The sequence below is a fragment of the Vibrio sp. Vb1755 genome (assembly GCF_033338635.1).
GTDB classification, from domain to species: domain Bacteria; phylum Pseudomonadota; class Gammaproteobacteria; order Enterobacterales; family Vibrionaceae; genus Vibrio; species Vibrio alginolyticus.
Map to the genome: position 1 here is coordinate 1 of NZ_JAWOTA010000213.1, position 1,245 is coordinate 1,245.

The window sequence follows — 1,245 nt, forward strand, 5'->3', positions numbered from 1 at the left end:
TTCGCATTAAGCAACTCACCACTAGCAAGCTCAATCGTCACATTTTCTTGAGTTCGGGTAATGTGCTTCGCGGAGTCTGGGCAGTACAAATCGATAGCGGTACTGTGAGTCAGCAATTCTTGGTAAACACGACCAACATCGGCTAACTCTACGACATAACCTAACGCTTCAACGCCAACGTCGTGCTTAGTGATGTCCGTCATTCCCGCATGAGAACGATCGGACACATGGATGTGTTCAATCGGGGTCGAAAAAGGTTCAATCGCAGACCATAACTCTAAGTGACGCAGCAGGTTAACCGTACCATAAGACAAAGCAATCGAGCGCGAATCAAAGCCCGGATGCTGATCAGATTGCGCTTTAAACGGTTCAACAACGGCAACACGCAAAGCCCCTTGAGACAAATGCTCAATCGCTAAAGCTAGTGTAGCCCCAGCCATGGCACCACCAGCAATTACTACGTCATATTGCTTCATGTTAACCTCTGGTCTATCTAGATTAATGGATCGTCGGTTTGCTTTCGCTGCTTTCTGGGCGAGCTCCGAACTCTGCATGAATGGTAAGTACGCAAGCTTTCACGTGTTCAATGACTTGTTCCAGCAATTGTGCTTGTTCACCAAAGTCATCATCTTCATCAATGCCTAACTTGGCAATTTCTTCTAGGTCAGCCAACGCTTCTTTTGCATCATCCGATGCATTGTTCAGCGCAATGCCTGCTAAACCAAGACCAGAGATAAAGTGATTCACAAAATCAGACAAGCTATCTGCCAACGCGAATAAACCCTCTTCGCCCGACTCATCCGGCAGAAGTAGTGACAGCTCCATGGATGAACCCGTTAGCTCGTTCGCCGTCACTTTGAAGACCGTCTGTGCAAAAGCTAACGCCGTCGTTGGCCAGCCCATGCCATCATTGGTGTAATCGAATAGAATTGGTTGCCAGGTTTGATCGTTAATCGCCAATCCACCACTTAGCATGCCGACAAGCAAACCGTGCAGCTCCGCAGGTGTCACAGCTAAACTTGCAGATTGTAGCTCTGCAGCAATAGATTGATATTCTGGAAGGGTGATTTCACTCATAACTTGGCTCATTCTTGCGTAATAATGTATCGACATATCCTACCATCAAGGTTAGTGGTCTGAAACGGCTATCAAATTCAATTTTGAACACCATTTGTTCAATTTGCCCAATTCCTGTGTGATCTCGTCATCATTTCTCTTTCTGTGATGGGAAATGCTTGAATCTTA

The 1,245-nt window shown here is 46.3% G+C and carries 1 protein-coding gene and 1 pseudogene; both read right to left on the minus strand.

The genetic code is table 11. The features are described from left to right. Positions 1-476, minus strand: a pseudogene (locus tag R7E00_RS23995) (2-octaprenyl-6-methoxyphenyl hydroxylase); the annotation flags it as partial. A 22-nt stretch (positions 477-498) separates the two neighbouring features. Beyond that, positions 499-1,077: a YecA family protein gene (locus R7E00_RS24000; protein ID WP_005457285.1), complete on the minus strand. Its 579-nt coding sequence runs from the start codon at positions 1,075-1,077 to the stop codon at positions 499-501. Positions 1,078-1,245: the final 168 nt, after the last annotated feature.

Bases quoted from the DNA above. Each gene is read 5' to 3' on its own strand.
- R7E00_RS24000 (WP_005457285.1), bottom strand. From the start codon at position 1,077: ATGAGTGAAATCACCCTTCCAGAATATCAATCTATTGCTGCAGAGCTA.